The sequence below is a fragment of the Microbacterium sp. NPDC090281 genome, from assembly GCF_044769635.1.
Classification (GTDB): domain Bacteria; phylum Actinomycetota; class Actinomycetes; order Actinomycetales; family Microbacteriaceae; genus Microbacterium.
The window spans coordinates 2,613,059-2,629,734 of record NZ_JBIVYH010000001.1; the positions used below are offsets into that span (position 1 = coordinate 2,613,059).

16 protein-coding genes, 1 tRNA gene and 1 pseudogene are annotated in these 16,676 nt (G+C 65.5%); 7 read left to right on the plus strand and 11 right to left on the minus strand.

Annotated elements, in window-relative coordinates; all coding sequences use genetic code 11:
* Positions 1-38: 38 nt before the first annotated feature.
* Genes ACIQTX_RS12540 through ACIQTX_RS12550 form a run of 3 tightly spaced genes read right to left on the minus strand, consistent with a single transcriptional unit; the run spans position 39 to position 2,955 of the window.
* Positions 39-1,739 carry a bifunctional 3'-5' exonuclease/DNA polymerase gene (locus ACIQTX_RS12540; RefSeq protein ID WP_402972466.1) on the minus strand — a complete coding sequence of 567 codons (1,701 nt, stop codon included), beginning with the start codon at positions 1,737-1,739 and terminating at the stop codon, positions 39-41.
* Between the two features lie 22 nt (positions 1,740-1,761).
* Complete coding sequence (locus ACIQTX_RS12545; protein WP_028501732.1) at positions 1,762-2,496, minus strand: zinc ribbon domain-containing protein; 735 nt, start codon at positions 2,494-2,496, stop codon at positions 1,762-1,764.
* A gap of 36 nt (positions 2,497-2,532) precedes the next feature.
* Complete coding sequence (locus ACIQTX_RS12550; RefSeq protein WP_402972468.1) at positions 2,533-2,955, minus strand: YchJ family protein; 423 nt, start codon at positions 2,953-2,955, stop codon at positions 2,533-2,535.
* Between the two features lie 42 nt (positions 2,956-2,997).
* Between ACIQTX_RS12550 and ACIQTX_RS12555 the strand changes: the two genes are divergently transcribed.
* Positions 2,998-3,846, plus strand: coding sequence for an aldo/keto reductase (locus ACIQTX_RS12555; protein WP_402972470.1), 849 nt, complete (start codon positions 2,998-3,000; stop codon positions 3,844-3,846).
* 12 nt (positions 3,847-3,858) lie between these two features.
* On the opposite strand, the gene ACIQTX_RS12560 is transcribed toward ACIQTX_RS12555, so the two are convergent.
* Positions 3,859-4,695, minus strand: a complete 837-nt coding sequence (locus tag ACIQTX_RS12560; RefSeq protein WP_028501729.1) for a helix-turn-helix transcriptional regulator — start codon at positions 4,693-4,695, stop codon at positions 3,859-3,861.
* Between the two features lie 100 nt (positions 4,696-4,795).
* On the opposite strand from ACIQTX_RS12560, the gene ACIQTX_RS12565 reads away from it, so the two are divergent.
* Positions 4,796-5,560: an SDR family oxidoreductase gene (locus ACIQTX_RS12565; RefSeq protein ID WP_402972472.1), complete on the plus strand. Its 765-nt coding sequence runs from the start codon at positions 4,796-4,798 to the stop codon at positions 5,558-5,560.
* 37 nt (positions 5,561-5,597) lie between these two features.
* Here ACIQTX_RS12565 and ACIQTX_RS12570 read toward each other — a convergent pair whose 3' ends face one another.
* The 4 genes from ACIQTX_RS12570 to ACIQTX_RS12585 all read right to left on the minus strand — a co-directional run bounded on the left by ACIQTX_RS12570 (position 5,598) and on the right by ACIQTX_RS12585 (position 9,411).
* On the minus strand, positions 5,598-6,551 hold the full coding sequence (locus ACIQTX_RS12570) for an L-lactate dehydrogenase (RefSeq protein WP_402972474.1): 954 nt from the start codon (positions 6,549-6,551) through the stop codon (positions 5,598-5,600).
* 56 nt (positions 6,552-6,607) lie between these two features.
* Positions 6,608-7,495: a TIGR01777 family oxidoreductase gene (locus ACIQTX_RS12575; RefSeq protein WP_402972476.1), complete on the minus strand. Its 888-nt coding sequence runs from the start codon at positions 7,493-7,495 to the stop codon at positions 6,608-6,610.
* Between the two features lie 81 nt (positions 7,496-7,576).
* Positions 7,577-8,134, minus strand: coding sequence for a dihydrofolate reductase family protein (locus ACIQTX_RS12580; RefSeq protein WP_402972478.1), 558 nt, complete (start codon positions 8,132-8,134; stop codon positions 7,577-7,579).
* An 89-nt stretch (positions 8,135-8,223) separates the two neighbouring features.
* Entirely contained in the window at positions 8,224-9,411 is a 1,188-nt protein-coding gene (locus tag ACIQTX_RS12585) for a serine hydrolase domain-containing protein (RefSeq protein WP_402972480.1), read from the minus strand.
* A 685-nt stretch (positions 9,412-10,096) separates the two neighbouring features.
* Between ACIQTX_RS12585 and ACIQTX_RS12590 the strand changes: the two genes are divergently transcribed.
* The 5 genes and pseudogenes from ACIQTX_RS12590 to ACIQTX_RS12610 all read left to right on the plus strand — a co-directional run bounded on the left by ACIQTX_RS12590 (position 10,097) and on the right by ACIQTX_RS12610 (position 13,503).
* Positions 10,097-11,143 carry a DUF4917 family protein gene (locus ACIQTX_RS12590; protein ID WP_402972482.1) on the plus strand — a complete coding sequence of 349 codons (1,047 nt, stop codon included), beginning with the start codon at positions 10,097-10,099 and terminating at the stop codon, positions 11,141-11,143.
* Positions 11,144-11,345: 202 nt separating this feature from the next.
* A pseudogene (locus tag ACIQTX_RS12595) lies at positions 11,346-11,480 on the plus strand (helix-turn-helix domain-containing protein); the annotation flags it as partial.
* Positions 11,481-11,519: 39 nt separating this feature from the next.
* On the plus strand, positions 11,520-12,416 hold the full coding sequence (locus tag ACIQTX_RS12600; RefSeq protein WP_402973059.1) for an ImmA/IrrE family metallo-endopeptidase: 897 nt from the start codon (positions 11,520-11,522) through the stop codon (positions 12,414-12,416).
* The gene (locus tag ACIQTX_RS12605) at positions 12,413-12,874 is read left to right on the plus strand and encodes a DUF4411 family protein (protein WP_402972484.1); all 462 of its coding nucleotides are present in this window, start codon (positions 12,413-12,415) and stop codon (positions 12,872-12,874) included. The genes ACIQTX_RS12600 and ACIQTX_RS12605 overlap by 4 nt, the downstream gene beginning before the upstream one ends.
* Positions 12,875-12,879: 5 nt before the next feature.
* A complete protein-coding gene (locus ACIQTX_RS12610; RefSeq protein WP_402972486.1) occupies positions 12,880-13,503 on the plus strand; it encodes a hypothetical protein in 624 nt (207 codons plus the stop codon).
* 35 nt (positions 13,504-13,538) lie between these two features.
* Here ACIQTX_RS12610 and ACIQTX_RS12615 read toward each other — a convergent pair whose 3' ends face one another.
* The 3 genes from ACIQTX_RS12615 to ACIQTX_RS12625 all read right to left on the minus strand — a co-directional run bounded on the left by ACIQTX_RS12615 (position 13,539) and on the right by ACIQTX_RS12625 (position 16,557).
* The gene (locus ACIQTX_RS12615; protein WP_402972488.1) at positions 13,539-14,099 is read right to left on the minus strand and encodes a recombinase family protein; all 561 of its coding nucleotides are present in this window, start codon (positions 14,097-14,099) and stop codon (positions 13,539-13,541) included.
* A gap of 314 nt (positions 14,100-14,413) precedes the next feature.
* Complete coding sequence (locus ACIQTX_RS12620; protein WP_402972490.1) at positions 14,414-16,192, minus strand: ATP-dependent nuclease; 1,779 nt, start codon at positions 16,190-16,192, stop codon at positions 14,414-14,416.
* Positions 16,193-16,484: 292 nt separating this feature from the next.
* Positions 16,485-16,557: transfer RNA gene (locus ACIQTX_RS12625), tRNA-Val, on the minus strand.
* Positions 16,558-16,676 lie beyond the last annotated feature (119 nt).

A 16,676-nucleotide genomic window follows, 5' to 3' on the forward strand; every position in this document is an offset into this window, starting at 1 on the left:
GTCTCCAGTCTACGTTCTCCGGAACCCGCGGCCTGCGGCTACTTCTCCGCCGACTCCGCGATGCGCAGATCGAGGGGCACGTCGATCGGGAAGGAGCCGAACAGTCGCGTCGTCGCGGTGGCCGCAGCTTCTCGCACGGCCTCAGCGGCCGCCTCGGCGTGTTCGAGCGGAACGTGCAGGATCACCTCGTCGTGCAGGAAGAACGCCAGGTGCGGGGAGCGCGCGAACGGACCGGATGCCGCTGCCTCGGCGAACACCTCCGGAATCTGCTGCAACCGGTGACGGATCTCGGCGAGCCAGATCAACGACCACTCCGCAGCCGTGCCCTGCACCACGAAGTTCCGTGTGAACCGCCCCCAGTCGCGCGCTCTGCGCCGGGCGAGGGCCACCACCGCGGGGTCGGCGTCCGCATCGGTCGCCTCTGACTGCAGCCGCATCCACTCCGCCGACGGCCGAGGCGAGGACCGACCGAGCCAGGTGGAGACGATGCCCCCGTCCTCCCCCGTGCGCGCTGCGGCGTCGACGAGAGCCATGGCTCGGGGATACACCTTCCGCAGCCGCGGAACCAACCTGCCGCTGTCGCCGGTCGTCGCGCCGTACATCGCGCCGAGGACCGCGTACTTCGCCTCTTCGCGGGTCGCGACCGCACCGGAGGCGACGACGCCGGCGTAGAGGTCAGTCCCCCGCGCAGCCCGAGCCATCGCCTCATCCGCTGCCATCGCGGCGAGCATCCGCGGCTCGAGCTGCGCGACATCCGCCACGACAAGGGTCCATCCCGGGTCAGCACGCACGGCAGGGCGCAGACTGCGCGGGAGTTGCAGGGCACCCCCGCCGGCCGAAGCCCAGCGCCCGGTGACGACGCCGCCGGGGATGTACACCGGGCGGAATCGGCCTTCGTGAACCCATTCCGCGAGCCACGCCCATCCGTTGGCGCTGAGCAGGCGGGAGAGCTTCTTGTACGCGAGCAGCGGCTCGACGACGGGATGGTCATGCTCCGCAAGCTCCCACCGGCTCGTGGACTCCACCTGCACCCCGACACGATGCAGTGCCCTGAGCAGCTTCTGTTGGCTGTCGAGGTGGAGCGATGCGTCGCCGAGGAGCTCACGCACGCGATCGCCGAGCTCGACCATGCGACTCGGGACTCCACCGGCGACCGGCCGGGTGCCCAGGGTGTCGGTCAGGATCGCATCGTGCACGCCCTCGTCCCAGGGCAATCCCGCGGCCCGCATCTCCTCCGCGATGAGTCCGCCCGCCGACTCCGCTGCGCAGAGCAGCGTGAGGCGTCCGTCCGGTGCCGCAGCGATCACCTCGCGTTGCGCCCGGTACTGATCGAGCATCGTCGCGATCGCGTCGTCGCCGCTCACGTCGTCGAACACGTCGAAGAGCGACGGCGCCGCCACGGTCTGCTCCCGCCGCACCCAATCCTGAGATGCGGGCAACGGGGTCGGCACCGCGGAGGTGTCGCGCAGGATCGCATGGCAGAGGACCAGATCATGACTGCGGCTGATCCGCACTCCGTCGCCGAGAAGGAGAGCATAGGTCTCCGCGGCAGAGCGCATGATCCATCGCGGGGCATCGGCCGCCTCGACAGCGCCGACCCACCCCGCGAGCTCATCGGCACGCAGAGACGTGCGATTCTGCTCCTGGTCGTTCCCGTCGAGCTCGATCGCCACATACTGCTGCGACCCGATGGAGCTCAGCGCGATGCGTCGTTCGACGCCCGACGCCGGTGCAGTCATCACCGGCGTCGGCAGGTGCCGCTCATGCGAGCCCGGACTCCTCGGTGCGCACGAGGATGCAGCCGCACTCGGGGCAGGAGACCACGAGGTCGTCCGCAGCGCGACGGATGTCGTTGAGGTCGGTGCTGGGAAGCAGGATGCGGCAGCCCTCGCAGGTGCCGCGGGTGAGCAGCGCCGCACCGGCACTGTTCGTGGCACGACGGTCGTACTCGGCCAGCAGCTGAGGCGACACGCTCTCGGCGACGGCAGCACGATCGCGGGCGAGCTGTGCACCGAGATCGGTTGCGGCGGCGACGTCGGCCTTCGCCTGCGCGGTGAGTGCGGAGCCTTCGGCTGTCGTCGTGTCGAGGAGCGCCTGCTGAGCGGCGAGGGCGGCTTCTGCCTCTTCGAGCCGGCCCATGACATCGAGCTCGGCGTCTTCCAGGTCACTCTGACGGCGGGCGAGACTCGCGAGTTCATGCTCGAGGGCCTGAGCGTCTTTCGAGCTCGTCGACGCGGCGAGGCGCTCGGCATCGCGATTCCGGCGCGCCTCGACGACGGCGACATCGGACTCCAGACGCTTCAGTTCGGTGCGCACGTCGTCGCGCGTGCCGGCGAGAGTGGTCAGCTCGCGGAGCTGCCCCTGGCGGATGGCGACGAGCTCGGTGATCCGCCCCGCCTGGCTCGGCTTCGTTCGGGCACGCTCGGCCTGCGCGATGCGCCGGTCGAGGTCGGCGATGTCGAGCAGGGTGCGCTGGTTCTCGGGGCTGGCATTCACGCTTCCAAATCTAGTCGCTGTCGCGACATCCGCCCATCAGCGCACGTCGCCGTCGACGTAGTACCAGTGCCGGTCTTCCCGCGCGAAGCGGCTGCGCTCATGCAGGGAGCCACGATCCGTCCCCTGACGCCAGAACGCCTCGAACTCCACGACACCCTCGCGGTCGAAGGGCCCTCCGGCCACGCGATCGAGCACGAGCAGCCGCCGCCACTCGAAGTCCGGGTCGAAGTCGAGAGTCTCCGGCCGCGTCGTCGGGTGCCAGGTGCGCAGGAGGTGCACCGCGTCCTGGAGGGCGAAGGCGGTGTAGCGCGAGCGCATCAGACGCTCCGCCGTCGGAGCAAGTGCACCATCGAGCAGCGGTCGGCAGCATCCTCCGAACACGTCCCCGGACGAACACGGACAGCGGTCCTGGTCCGCGATCGCGACGTCATCCGGCGCCTTCTCCGCCTCCGTTGTCATTCCCTCAGCGTACGCTCGACGAAAAGGCCAAGAAGGAGCACCGTGACCACTCAGCCCGTCGTCCCCTCGTTCACCTCCCACAACGGGTTCGCCCTCCCGGCCATCGGCCTCGGCACCTACGGTCTCAACGGCGATGCCGGAGCAGAAGCCGTCGCCGGCGGTATCGGCGCGGGCTATCGCCTGGTCGACACGGCGTTCAACTACGAGAACGAGGGCTCCGTCGGCCGTGGAGTCGCCGCCGCCGATGTCGCGCGCCCCGAGATCATCGTCACCACGAAGCTCCCCGGGCGCCATCATCCCTCGGCGAAGGCACGCACGAGCATCGAGGAGAGCCGCTCCCGCCTCGGTCTCGACGTGACGGATCTGCACCTCATCCACTGGCCGAACCCCATCCAGGACGAGTACGTCCAGGCATGGGCCGCGCTCGTCGACGCCCAGGCACGCGGCGTCGTCAGGCAGATCGGCGTCTCGAACTTCCTCCCGGAGCACCTGGAGCGCATCGAGCAGGAAACAGGGGTCCGGCCCGTCGTCAACCAGATCGAGGTGCACCCCTTCTTCCCTCAGGAGGAGCAGCTCGCCTATCACCGTGAGCGCGGCATCCTGACCGAGGCGTGGAGCCCGTTGGGACGCGCGAAGGAGCTCTTCGACGAAGCGGTGATCCACGACATCGCCGCCGCCCGGGGTATCACGACAGCACAGACGGTCCTGGCCTGGCACGTCGCCCGAGGCACGGTCTCGATCCCCAAGGCTTCATCTCTCGAGCACCAGGTGGCGAACCTCGCAGCCGCGGAGATCGCGCTCGACGATGCAGAGGTCGCGGAGATCACCGCACTCGGACGCCCGGATGGACGCCTGTTCGACGCCGATCCGCGAACCCACGAGGAGTCCTGACGCCGACCCGCGTCAGACGTTCTGCGTTCCGAGCACCCGTAGGAACTCGAGTTTGCTCGCCGATTCGCTTCCCGGTGCGGCGGTGAGCACGATCAGCGCATGCGACTCGTCCTCGGTGAAGAGTGCCTGACAGTCGACTTCGATCTCGCCCAGTTCGGGGTGCACCATCACCTTGTGCTGCTCGAATCGGCGACTCACCTCGTGCGCATCCCACAGCTCGACGAACTCCGGACTTCGGGCGGTCAACGCGGTGACGATCTCCCCCGCCCTGGAGCGGGCGCCCATGACTCCGTGCGCGGCGCGCAGCGAACCCACGAGCGCGCGGGCCTGTCGCGCGTGGTCGGCCTCCCGATATCGACGCCGTTCGACGTCGGGGTAGGCGAACCAGCGGTAGATCCCGCTGCGATCGAGCCCGGTGAGCGCGCTCGAGTCGCCGACGAGCGCGCGAGAGGCGTCGTTCTGCACGAGGACCTCGTCCAGCACGGAGACCACGAAAGCAGGGGTGTCGTGCAACCGGTCGAGTACACGGAGGATGCCAGGGCGCACGTACTCGGTCACGTGGGCCCGGTCGGGGGCGCTGTGGCCGCAGAGGCGGAAGAGGTAGTCGCGCTCGTCTTCGGTCAGACGCAATGCCCGCGCGAGAGAGGCGAGGATCTGCACGCTCGGCTGGGGACCCCGCCGCTGCTCCAGGCGGGTGTAGTAGTCGGTGGACATGGTTGCCAGCTGCGCCACCTCTTCTCGGCGGAGCCCTGCGGTGCGACGCCGCGGCCCGGCCGAGAGCCCGACGTCGGAGGGCCTCAGCGCCTCGCGCCGACGGAGGAGGAATTCGGCCAATGCATCACGATCCACTCCTGAAGTATCCCCCGCCCCAGGTGCACGTTCCAGGGACCACCGATCCCTGGATGACCGGTCTCTGGAGCGCCTGTGGTGAGGGGCCGAGGCTAGGAGCATGAACATCAGCGGAAACACCATCTTCATCCCGGGTGCGACGAGCGGCATCGGACTCGCCATGGCCTTGCGTCTGCAGGACCGTGGCAACACCGTCATCGTGGGCGGGCGTCGCGAGGACCGCCTCACGGCGATCGCGACTGAGCATCCCGGCATCCACACGGTGCGGATCGACACGACCGACGCGGACAGCATCCACGAGGCCTCCCGAACCGTCATATCCGAGCACCCTGAGCTGAACGTGCTCATCACGATGGCCGGCGTCATGCGCGCTGAGGACTGGAGCACGCCAGCGGGCTTCCTGTCCACCGCAGAGGAGACCGTGACCACGAACATCCTCGGGCCGATCCGGCTGATCGCCGCCTTCATCGAGCACCTGCGTGCACAACCGGATGCGACGATCATGACGGTCTCTTCGGGGCTTGCGTTCGCCCCGCTGCGGGTGACGCCGACCTACAACGCCAGCAAGGCAGCGATCCACATGCTCAGCGAGTCCCTGCGGTTGCAGTTCGAAGGGAGCAGCGTGTCGGTGCTCGAGTTGGAGCCGCCGGCCGTTCGCACACCTCTCATGCCCGGACACGAAGACAACGAGTCGGCCATGCCGCTCGACGAGTTCATCGATGAGGTCATGGCGCTGATCGAGACACAGCCCGACGCGACCGAGATCCAGGTAGAGCGTGTGAAGTTCCTCCGCTACGCCGAGGTCCGAGGTGACTACGACCAGGTCGTCGCCACGCTGAACGGCACGGACCCGCACGGGCGCTGATCCGGGGCGGGGTGTCGGATCCGCACCGGCACCCCGCTCAGGGACGCAGTGATGCCGCCGCGGCTGTGAGCGCGTCAGCCGACTGTCGCAGCAGCGCCAGCTCGTCGTCTGAGAACGAGGTGTTCCGGATCGGCACGGCGCCCGTGGCGCTCACGATCGACGGCACCGATAAGGCGACGCCGTCGACCCCGTGGAAGTCGCGCAATACGGTGCTCACCGGCATCACAGCATGCTCGTCGCTCAGGATCGCCTCCACGATGCGCGCACTCGAGAGTCCGATCGCGTAGTTGGTCGCGCCCTTGCCCTGGATGACCTTGTATGCGGCGTCGCGCACGTCGACCGCGATCTCCTGCAGCTCGTCGAGACTGAAGCGGGGGTGGCCGGGAGTCTCCCACTCGAGGATCGGCACGGTGCCGATCGTCGCGCGAGACCAGAGCGGGAACTCGGTGTCGCCGTGCTCACCGATGATGTGCGCATGGACGCTGGCGGTCGAGACTCCTGCGCGCTGGCCGAGCTTCCACCGCAACCGCGAGGTGTCGAGCACCGTCCCGGAGGCGAAGATCCGCTCGGGTGGAAGACCCGTCTCCTCCTGCGCGATGACCGTGAGCACGTCGCACGGGTTCGTCACGATCACGTAGATCGCGTTCGGGGCGACCTCGAGCAGGTCCGGCATCATGCTGCGGATGATGCCCGCGTTCACCTCGGCGAGCTCGATCCGCGTCTGGCCGGGCTTCTGCTTCGCGCCCGCGGTGATCACCACGACGTGCGAACCCGCCGCCACCGAGATGTCGCTGCCGCCGATGATGTCGCTGGAGCCCGTGAACTGTGTGCCGTGGGCGAGGTCGAGAACCTCCGCCTCGACCTTCTCGGTGGCGATGTCGTAGAGGGCCACGTGGCGAGCCGATCCTCGGATGAGAGCGGCGTACGCGACGCTCGATCCTACGCTTCCCGCGCCGACGACCGTGAGCTTCGAGTTCTCGATGATCTCCATGCGCTCAGTCTTGCAGTGGAGGGTCCCGATTCGGGAGGGGCCTCACCGGAACAAAGTCAGAGCGCTGACGCGATGGCCTCGGTCACGGTGGCGTGGGTGAACCGGAATCCCGAGTTCTCCAGCACCTGCGGGTGCACATCCGCGTCCGGCAGCAACAGCGAGTCCGCCGCGTCGCCGAGAGCGAATCGCAACGCCCACGTCGGAGCTGGCAGCCAGAACGGGCGATGCATATGCGCGGCGAGGGCACGGCCGATCTCATTCGCGGAGGCCGACGTGGGGCCGGTGAGGTTCACGGGCCCGGCGATCTTCCTGTCGAGCACATGGCGAATCGCTCGCACCTCATCGTCGAGGGAGATCCACGGCCAGATCTGGGTTCCTCGACCGAGTGGCCCGGAGACACCGAATCGGGTCAGCTGGATGAGCGGCTTGAGGACGCCGCGCCGGTGGATGACCGGGGCGGTGCGGAGCAGCGTGACCCTGGTGTGGTCTTCTGCCTGTCGGGCCTCGGCCTCCCATCGCACCGTCAGATCGGCCAGGAAGGTCTGCCCTGCAGCGGAATCCTCGGTGAGTACCTCGCCGGGCGCGGAGCCGTAGTACCCGACGGCGGATGCCGAGACGAGGGCCGGAGCGTCGGAGCGCAGAGCCCGCAGGGCCGTCGTGAGCGTACGCGTCGCCTGCAGACGCGAATCGACGAGCTCACGGCGATAGCCGCGTGTCCAGGGCAGACGCCCGACGCTGGCGCCTCCGAGCGCGACGACCGCGTCGGCTCCGGTCAGCACCTCGGGGTCGAGCACGCTCTCCCCCGGCGCCCACTGCACTTCGTCGTCCGACCGTGGGGCACGCCGCACGAGCGTGGTGACCTCGACATCGTCGGCACGGAGGGATGAAGCGAGGGCGGAGCCGATGAGGCCCGATGCCCCGCTTATGACGATGCGTCCCGCCATGTCTGAGAGCCCCGTTTCCGATCGTCGAGTCGAGTCGTGCGCTCCAGCGTACGCGCCGCGACGTCGTCATGACGGTCGGGTTCAGTCTGCGCGCCGGTAGTGCGTCGCGATCACCCCGTTGCGCAGCGGCGTCGCCGAGACGAGGTCGAGCCGACGAGCGCCCGGCAGCCCTCCCTGATACAGCGTCGGGCCGTGGCCTGCGATCCGGGGGTGGACGAGGAACCGGTACTCGTCGATCAGGCCCAGCCGATCGAGTTCGGTGGCGAGCATGCCGCTTCCGAGGAGGACGCCGTCCGGCGTCTCGTCCATGAGTCTCTGCACGCTCGCACGGAGGTCACCGATGAGCCGATGGCTGTTCGTCCATGAGAAGACGTCGCGCGTGGATGACACGACGTACTTCGGCTTGGCATCGAGCGCGACCGCCCACTCCTGCAGTGCCGGCGGCGCCTCCACATCACCGCGCGCGACCGCTGGCCAGTAGACCTCCATCATCTCGTAGGTCGTGCGGCCCCAGAGCATCGCACCTGACTCCCGCAGGAGGCGGGTGAAGAAGGCGTGGGTCTCGTCGTCGGCGATCCCTTCCTGGTGATCCACGCAGCCGTCGATGGTGACGTTGATGCTGAAAGTCAGAAGTCCCATGCGGGGAGCCTAGGTGTGCAGCGCGACGCTCGCCAGGGTGTGCGTGTCGCGTCGCACAGGAGACGACAATGCATGTGGACGGCCCGGCCTCATCCGCCCGCGGACACGTCGAGGACCGCCGCGAGGGCGCGGAACGCAGCATCGGCCGGATGAGCGTCGGGGATGTTCGACTCATTCATGTACACGACGATGCTCGCGCCGGAGTCCGGGTCGTGGAACGTCGCAGCCGTGAAGCCGATCCCCTCGCCGTTGTGCCCCCACCACCCGCCGGTCTCACCGATGCCCACGGCATACTCGTCGTACGGCGGGCGGGGAATCGGATGGCCGATCAGCCGCAGCTTCTGTGTGTCGGGGGTGAGCAGAGCACCGGTGCCCAGCGTCTCGGCCCACACGCGCCCGTCGTCGAGAGTCGAGAACATCGCTCCGGCCGCACCCAGGATCGAGGGAGTCTCGGTCTGCGCTTCCCGCACGCCCTCCGCGGCGATGTAGCCGACGGCGTGCGGAACTCTCCAGTCCGCCGGGTCGGTGACGTACGCGGTTCCGGTCTGTCCGAGCGGAGTGAGGATGCGCTCGTCCAGCACCTCTGCATACTCCTTGCCGGTGACCTTCTCGATCACGGCACCGAGCAGGTTCGTGTTCGCGTTCGTGTAGAGGTACTCGGTACCGGGTGCGAACTGTGCCGGCTCTCCGACGATGAAGCTGTTCAGCTCGCCGATCGAGTAGATCTTGGTGGGGTCGGCGGAGAAGTCGTCGAGGAACTCCTGGTTGATGTAGTCGGCGTTGCCGCTGGACATGTTCGCGAGCTCGAGCAGCGTGATCGTGTCACCGTCGGTGACCCCGTCGACGTACTGATCGATGGTGTCGTCCAGGCTGATCTCGCCTTCATCGACCAGTTGCAGCAGAAGCGTGACCGTGTACGACTTGGTGATGCTCCGGATGGGCCACGTCATATCGAGGGTCACCGGGACGTCGCCGTCGAGGTCTGCGACGCCGGCCGCGGTCGTCCATGAGCCCTGGCCCAGAATCCAGACTCCGGCAGCGGCGCCCGGCACGTCATACTCGCTCATCACCTGGTCGAGCGCACTGCGCAGTTGATCCTGGAGCTCAGCGGAAAGCTCGCCTTCGGGAGCTGCCGGGCGGGTGACCGCACCCTCCGACTCCTTCGTCGAGGTGGCATCGTCCGCAGTTCCGGCGCAACCGCTGGCCAATAGGACGGCGAAAGCGAGCACGATCGCTCCCCCGTTTCGGGACACTCGCACACCGGCGTCTCGCGACATGGCTGCCTTCCTTGGCGAAGAGACGGATCGAGGAGGCGACGAGCGCCCTCGAGCACCACATTCCCGCGGATGGCCCGTGGGCGCAAGAGGACTCAGCCCCTCGTCGGCCATGAGGATGTGTGGCCGAGCCGGAGGGCACGGGGCGAGTCGGTCATACTCCGCCACCACCGTAAGGCTTCTGTGGTGGGCCCTGCCGGGATCGAACCGACGACATCCACGGTGTAAACGTGCTCGGGTCACGCGGATACTTGATTTCAGGCGTTTCTGACGTTGCACCCATCCCCGGAATCTGAACATTCTTCATGCTGGGGGGGGTACGCCAGGGGTACGCGACACCTCGACCGTGTTGAGATGCGCACTAGCTCAACGCGAAGTTATACATGCGCCCGCGGAGAGGCGTGTCAGACGAAGCTGCCACCACGGCGCAAGTGCCGCGCCCACCGCATCGGGTGGCCTGCTCTGAGTGAAAAGTCGGAACCTTGAGCATGCCGAACCGTTTGCCCGCCGAGATGAATCCCCTTATCTATCGAGCCTCGAGCGTAGTGTTTCGTCGCAAAAAAATGTGGCCCGCGTAACGACGGGGAGGTGGCCGCGGGTGGGTAGGCATCCCACGGGGCACCTCAGCACGCTGAGCTCTGCAGCTGATAGACGCTCCTCCCTCCGCCCGCCGATACGATGACACTCGATGCCCAAGATAAAGACGTTTCAGGCCGCTCTCGACCACGCCGACAACCACGCTGATGAGGTGTCAGTGCTGCTTGGCAACGGCTTCAGCATTGACTACGACCCAACCATCTTCAAGTACGAATCACTGGCAGAGGAAGCGAACCTCTCGGATCTATCTGTGTCGAAGGAGGCGCTTTTCGGAGCTCTCGGATCATCAAACTTCGAAGTGGTGATCGATCGACTTAAGAGCAGCGCCGCGATCGAAGAACTATACGGAGGCAGCGCAGCACGCGCAGAAGCCATGAAGTCCGACGCTCGCGTGGTTCGCAACGGACTCGCGGACGTCCTCGCCACACGTCACCCTGCGAGGGCGCACAACCTCGAACCGGACCAGATCGTTCATGCCCGGCGATTTCTCGCCAACTTCAGCAACATCTACACGCTGAACTACGACCTGTTGCTCTACTGGGTGGTCATGGCGACAGAACATGGTTCACGGGTGCCCAAGAAGGATGGCTTCGGCTGGGTGTCGTCGAGCGACCATTCGCTGATATGGAGTTCGACGCCGACTCAACGACAGCGGATCTTCTATCTGCACGGCGCTCTCCACCTCTTCGTCGAAGATCGCCGCCTGCACAAGATGTCCTACAACGAGAGCGGGCCGATAGTCGGGTCTATACGTCGCCGCCTTCGAAACGGAGACTATCCGCTCGTGGTCACGGAGGGTTCGAGTGAGGACAAACGAGAACGGATTGGGCGAAGCGCCTACCTGCGAACGGGCCTCAATCGATTCGGCGAGCAGCGCGGCGCTCTCTTTGTTCACGGCATGTCCATGCACGAGAACGACAGTCACATCCTCGAGCGACTCGAAGCCGAAGACAGCAACATCACGCGCCTCTACGTCGGCGTGCACGGTACCGCCGAATCGCGCGCATCGAAAAAGCTAATCGAGCGGTCGGAGGATCTCGCGCAGCAGAGAGAGAAGAACGGCGGTCGGCGTCTCAGAATCAAGTTCTACGACACTTCGAGCGCAAGCGTCTGGCGGGACTCGGACGTCAGCGATTAGCGCGCCCGTGCATTCAGAAGCTCTGAGGCGCCCGATGCAACGTGGCAGGACTGAGCCCACAGGGGCCGCTCGGACCGCGGCCGCGGTGTCGCATGCACGGCGTACGGTGCCTTAGAGTCAAGCGAAAAGGATCAGAACCGGAGCTGCGCCGATGAGCGTTCGAGTGCCGATCAAGGGGGACACCCTCACGGCTGCTCGCGAGATGCTGCACATGTCTCGCGAGGAACTTGGGCGCGCCGCGAACGTGGCGGCGAGTCGCATCGAGGAGTTCGAAGCGGGGGCGACGGAACCTACCTACAAGCAGATGCAGAAGCTCGCTCGCAAGCTGGATCGCTCCCTCGCCTACTTCCTCGCCCCTGCTCCCTCTGAATCCGATGTGCCCGAGACGGCAGACTTCCGTGGCCGCGGTGGTGACGAGATCCCTCCGCAACTCGCTCGTGAGCTGAAGCGCGCTGCGGCGCATCGGAGCACGTTTCTGGATATCGCCGACGAGGTCCCTGCACTGAAGGTGCCGCAAGCCATCACGCGCCCGGCGATCCATGAGAGGGCTCGGGAGTTCCGAACGATGCTCGGACTGATGCCCGATTTTCGGCCTACGGAGAACCAGCCGAACGCCGTGTTCAACTTCTGGCGCGGTCAGCTCGAAGCAGCTGGGTACCTGATCTTCCAGACCACGGGCATCGCCTTGCAGGCGTTCCGCGGGCTGTCCATCCACGCCGACCGGCTCCCCATCATCGTGCTCAACGGTGCCGACGCTCCCAACGGGAAGACGTTCACGCTGTTCCACGAAGTAGCACACGTCGCCAACCGCACCAGTGGCCTGTGCGTGCTGAACGATCATGTCGCGGAAGAAGCTCTCTGCAATTCCTTCGCTGCCGAGTTCCTTATGCCCACGGAAGCCATGCGTGAGCTATTGACGGTCAGGGCGGAGATCACCCCTGACGCCCTCGCGCGCTACTTCAGGGTGAGCCCTCTCGCTGCTGCGGTGAGGCTGCGAACCGCGGGTCTGATGAGCCAAGAAAGCCTGGACGAGTACCGCGAGCGGTCCAACGCCGAGTGGGACGAGGTCCGGCGTATTCAGGCATCTGGCGATGGCTTCGTTCCGCCTTGGAAGCTGCGGTACCGGGACCTCGGTCCCCGGTATCTCGGAGCTGTTCTGCGAGCTGTCGAACAGGATCGACTCAGCGCGCTGGACGCTACGTACCTGCTCAACGCTCGGATGCCGATGATCCAGCAGATGCAGGATGAGTACTTCCGGACCGGTGGGCGATGAGCTTCACCCTGGACACGAACATCCTCATCCGCATGGCCGCTCAGTACCCACGCGACATCTTCCCCAGCGTCTGGGAGCGCCTGGAGGAGCTGATCGATGCAAGGGCGGCGTGTATCTGCGACGAGGTGCACGAAGAGGTCCACAGAGGCACCGACGAGCTGTACGAGTGGGCAAAAGCTCAGGACGGTTTCGTCTGCGATGTGGGGGGCGAAGAGATCGCGCTCGCCGCGGAGATCTCTGAGGACTACCCCGAGTGGGTGCGCGAGTCGCAGAACGCGGCAGACCCGTTCCTTATCGCTCACGCCGAGGTGACCGGTCTAACCATTGTCAGCGACGAGCGCGAGGCCGGGGCGAACGTAACCCCGAGGAACCAGAAGGTTCCGAATGTGGCTCGCGCTCGTGGCGTGCGCTGCTTGAACTTTTTCGGAATGGCTACCGAACTGGGCTGGCGATTCTGACACTGATGAGGTGTACGGTCGGCTTCGTGCCTATCGATCTATCCCAGGAGCCGTACGCCTCCGCCTGGTGGCTGCGCCCGCTGGGCGACGAACCCGAGCATGAATCCAGGTACGACGAAGCGGTCTACTACAGCGGGATGAAAGCCGCCGACTTCGAAGCATTGGCTGTGATCTCCGCCTACGCGGGGTCGCTGGAGGTCTACCTGTGGCGGCTGCTGCGGCAAATCTCTGGAGGAGACACCGCCGCGACCTATCACCTGACTCGGGACTTGCCGGTTAGTCGCGTGACAGCGATGCTTCGTGCGATCTGTCGGGATTCGGACTGGGTAGAGTTCGCCACGAAGTGGCGCATGAGCGAATTCCTGGACGCCGCTGACGAGGCGGTCAGGGAGCGAAACAAGGTCCTCCATGGGGCGGTTGGGGTCAGTGGAGGCGCGCTTGATCCGAGTGAACTCACCCTGACGACACGGCGGAGCAGGGAACACGTGCGTGGGTCCGTGCGCGCCGAGGTTATCAAGAGGTCCGATCTGCCTTCGCTCGCCGAATCGCTCTACGTACTGCAAGAGGTTGCAATCGGTCTGTGGACCGAAGCACGGACCGTCGAATGGAAACCCGCGATCCCGATTTAAGTCGTCAAGGCTCGCGCACTTCGCGCCGGAGGGTTCTAAAGCGACGAGATCACACGGTAGAGAGTCGCGGGGCTAATCTCGACCATGCGGGCGATGTCGGCGCGGCTGTGGTCTCCGGAGGCGATGAGTTCCTTGATCGTCGCCAGTTTCTTCGGATCCGCCTTGGTGGGGCGACCCCCCACACGGCCCTGTGCCTTGGCCGCGTCGAGACCGGCGCGTGTGCGCTCCACGATGGTGTCGCGTTCGAGCTGCGCGAACGCGGCCATGATGGTCAGCATCGCCTGGCCCATGGGGCCGCTCGTGTCGATCTTCTCGGTGATCGAGTAGAAGGATGCGCCCGCGTCGGTGATCCTCTTGACTGCTTCGAGGACGTTCATCGTGTTGCGGCCCATGCGGTCGAGTTTCCAAACGACGACTTCGTCGCCCTCTTCGAGACGGTCGATCAGCTCGTCCCACTGCGGCCTGGATACCAGCGTGCCGGACACGCCTTCGTCGGCGTACACGCGCTTGATGCCGTCCACCTTGGCGATGGCGTCGCGCTGGAGATCAGCGTGCTGATCCTTGGTCGAGGTGCGGATGTACGCGAACCTGGTCATTGGTCGATTGTCGCATAACTCAACTCTCAATACGATCACCGAGACACGCCAGTCGGAAGTGTCTCAAAATTGGACTCTCACACGCTCTCACCGAACCATCGTTTGTGAGACCAGCCACTTGAATGGCACAGCGAGCCCTTCGTTCGACCTGTCCAGGTCGAACGTGCGTTCCGCCGTGGTAGCTCGACTTGAGGCGGATTTACCACAGCCCGCCACCTGTGATGCTGATAGAGGATTCAATCGGGCAGCATCCCGGGCAGTCGCGAGAGCCACCTGCGAAGGACTGCTTGCGATCAAGTCACGCCTGGCGTATCTCATGCGGGCGCTGATCGCGTCTCGGCGATAATGGCTGCGGCGGCCAGGGACGATGCGTAACTCGTCGACGCGTCTAGTTCATGAGCGAATGCCTCCAAAGCAGCGGGGAGCCAGTTCTTCCCCTTTGCGACTCCGAGGGAGGGCGCGAACCGTTCAAGTTCACCGACGGGAACGAGGACCACGCCTTGCTCGGCGAGTTCTGCGAACAGCCGGTCGGCGGCAGGGCGGTCACCGTGGAACGCCGAGAGTCCATGCAACTTGGCGGACGCCCACGGGTCATCCACAGAGAGCGCCGCCTTCACGGCTCTCTGGGCATCGGCGTCATATACGTTCGTTCGATCGTCGTCGAGCACGGTGGCGACTGCAGCAAGTACTTGCTGACGCGTCAGGGGCTTGCGCACAGTTCGAAATTCCGCGGTCGCCGCCGTGAAAGCTTTGTCAATTGTTTCGGTCCACGTTCCGCCGAGGGAAGCAACGATCCTCCGAAGAGCTGCTTTATCTCGTAACCCGTCGATGTCGATGGCAGCAACAACGGGAACGTGTGCGGACCTCAGCACGGACGCGATCTCTGGAATCCCGCCCATACCGTGAGCGGAGACGAATAGGACGTCGCTGGGGAGCAGATCTCCGGGGAGGTCCCCCGCTGATTCGAGGGCAGCGTGGTAGAAGACGCAGTCACGTTCTTGTTCGGCGATGATCACGGCGCGGTGGAAAAGTCCGTCAAGGACGTTGCTATGCCGGAGCAAGGCGCTGGACCAGATGTCCCGCAGCCGCTGTGGGTCGACGGCAAATGCAGCGGTCGTGTCGCCATGTCGTTCTAGCCGAATGACAGTTGGCGAAGCGTCTCGATGGGCGAGGACTCCGGCGACAAAGTTGCGGTCGTGAGTGGCGATGACCGTTTGAATTTTGTGCCGGTCCGCGATTTGAGCGACGATCTGGCCGAGCTTGTAGGCCTGCGGAGGGTGCAGGTACGCCTCGGGCTCGTCCACGAGAGTGATGGGACGACGCCCTGCCAGGAGCGGAATAAGAAGGCCGAGGGTGCTACTGATCCCGTCTCCTTGCTTTTCCAACGGCGTCAAGGCAGCCAAGGCCTGCCGGTATTCAGGGGAGATGTTGTCAACCTTTGGTGCCTCGACGTTCACATGCCCGAATCGGAGGATGAGGCTTCCGCTGAGCGGGTCGAGGGTGAGTCCAACGCCGAAGATATCCCTGGTGTACTCATCGAGTTCGGCCATCAGCGCGGGATCGTCTTCGAAGTAGTGCAAGTCTGTGGCTGGCGGGTCGGAGAGGTCTGGACGGCGAGGTGCTGCGGCGACAGCGTTGAAGCGTGTACGCGCGTTCGGCGCGAGCGTGAACACCTGTCCGAGCGTGTCGAAACGCCCTTGGGCCCGTGACGTGTTCCACACGACATTCACGACCGCAGGGCTGATACCGATCCCGTTTCGGACGATGGAGTTTTCGCTCACATGGCCCTCGGACGCGAGCCACGCGAAAACGTCCGCCCTAGTGCCGGTCGTGGCCACATCCAATGTGGTGAGGAGCCGAGGTGAGGGATTGCCGGGACTGCCTCCCCAGCTCGAGGTGATCCGCGCGTGGATCTGCTTGAGCAGAGTCGATTTTCCGGCGTTGTTCCCCCCGACGATGAGAGTCACTCCTGTTGCACCGAGCGCGATGGGCTCACCATCCTGAACTGCGATTCGAGCTACGTGGGCGCTGAACGAGTCCGGGTCCCCCCCATGATCATCTTGCGGCAGATCGAGGCTCAACTCGTAGTCCATGGATGTCATATTTCCTCCCGAAGCGAGCATAGGTGAAGCTCTGATTTCCGGAAGCGCAGTGTCGATCGAAACGCACTACGTCGCGGTCCTATCGGTCTTGAACCGAATCAAGCCTATAACCGTAGACGCCGAGACACACGGGCTAGGTCGAACCAGCGGCACTGATCAAGGATCATCCAACGGATACCCTCGCGAAGCGCGCCAACGCGGACCGCTGGCTCGGGGGCCGCCGGGGGGTCGCGCACCGTTTCACGGCACCGATCACCTTCGGTCGATCCCACGGCTTTCTAGGTGGGCCCTGCCGGGATCGAACCGACGACATCCACGGTGTAAACGTGGCGCTCTACCAGCTGAGCTAAAGGCCCTGGTGCCCAACAGTCTATCCGGTGCCCGATGCGCGACGCTGTCGTGGAACAGGGCTAGGCTGAACCAGGCGCGCGTTGTGCACAGCCGACAAGGCTGCCCGTGTCGCTTCCCGTTTCCT

Bases quoted from the DNA above. Each gene is read 5' to 3' on its own strand.
- ACIQTX_RS12540 (WP_402972466.1), bottom strand. From the start codon at position 1,739: ATGACTGCACCGGCGTCGGGCGTCGAACGACGCATCGCGCTGAGCTCC.
- ACIQTX_RS12550 (WP_402972468.1), bottom strand. From the start codon at position 2,955: ATGACAACGGAGGCGGAGAAGGCGCCGGATGACGTCGCGATCGCGGAC.
- ACIQTX_RS12565 (WP_402972472.1), top strand. From the start codon at position 4,796: ATGAACATCAGCGGAAACACCATCTTCATCCCGGGTGCGACGAGCGGC.
- ACIQTX_RS12570 (WP_402972474.1), bottom strand. From the start codon at position 6,551: ATGGAGATCATCGAGAACTCGAAGCTCACGGTCGTCGGCGCGGGAAGC.
- ACIQTX_RS12575 (WP_402972476.1), bottom strand. From the start codon at position 7,495: ATGGCGGGACGCATCGTCATAAGCGGGGCATCGGGCCTCATCGGCTCC.
- ACIQTX_RS12580 (WP_402972478.1), bottom strand. From the start codon at position 8,134: ATGGGACTTCTGACTTTCAGCATCAACGTCACCATCGACGGCTGCGTG.
- ACIQTX_RS12585 (WP_402972480.1), bottom strand. From the start codon at position 9,411: ATGTCGCGAGACGCCGGTGTGCGAGTGTCCCGAAACGGGGGAGCGATC.
- ACIQTX_RS12590 (WP_402972482.1), top strand. From the start codon at position 10,097: ATGCCCAAGATAAAGACGTTTCAGGCCGCTCTCGACCACGCCGACAAC.
- ACIQTX_RS12605 (WP_402972484.1), top strand. From the start codon at position 12,413: ATGAGCTTCACCCTGGACACGAACATCCTCATCCGCATGGCCGCTCAG.
- ACIQTX_RS12610 (WP_402972486.1), top strand. From the start codon at position 12,880: ATGAGGTGTACGGTCGGCTTCGTGCCTATCGATCTATCCCAGGAGCCG.
- ACIQTX_RS12615 (WP_402972488.1), bottom strand. From the start codon at position 14,099: ATGACCAGGTTCGCGTACATCCGCACCTCGACCAAGGATCAGCACGCT.
- ACIQTX_RS12620 (WP_402972490.1), bottom strand. From the start codon at position 16,192: ATGGACTACGAGTTGAGCCTCGATCTGCCGCAAGATGATCATGGGGGG.